Consider the following 543-nt stretch of genomic DNA (forward strand, 5'->3'; position numbering starts at 1 on the left):
TTTGTTGTTGTTGGTGTTTGTGGTGTTGGTTTTGGGTTTTGGGGTGTGTGGTGTGTTGGTTTGTTTTGGGTTTTTTGTTGTGGTGTTGTTGTTGTTTTGGGTGGTGGGTGTTGTGGTTTTGGGTGTTTTTTTGGTTGGTGTGGGTGGGTTTTGGTTGGTTGGTTTGTGTGTGTGGTTGTTTTTTTTGGGGGTTGGTGGGGGTTTTGTTGTGTGTTTGGTGGTGTGTGTTGTGTTTGTTGTTGGGTGTGGGGGGTTTTTTGGTGTGTTGTGGGTTTTGTTTGTGGTGTTTGGGTTTTTGTTGTTTGTGGTTGTGTTCTTTTTTGGGGTGGTGGTTTTTGGGTTGTGGTTTTTGTGTTTGGTGGTGGTTGTTTTTTTGTGTGTTTTTGTTGTGTTTTTGGTGGTTGTTGTTTTGGTGTTTGGGTTGTTTGTGTTTTTGTTGTTGGGTGTGGTTGTGTTTTTGGTGTTTTTGTTTTTTGGCTTTTTGGTGGTTTTTCGTTTTGGGGGTGTTTCGGTTGTTGAGGTGTGTTCGGGGCTGGGTTTGCT

Annotated in this window: 1 protein-coding gene; it reads left to right on the plus strand. The window is 42.9% G+C overall.

Annotated features, from left to right (window positions below; all coding sequences use genetic code 11):
- A partial coding sequence (locus ACTHTY_RS11510) for a hypothetical protein (protein ID WP_440367750.1) occupies positions 1–543 on the plus strand: 543 nt, incomplete at both ends.

Origin of the sequence: Neisseria sp. P0019.S002 (genome assembly GCF_051957155.1) — a bacterium.
Classification (GTDB): Bacteria; Pseudomonadota; Gammaproteobacteria; order Burkholderiales; family Neisseriaceae; genus Neisseria; species Neisseria perflava.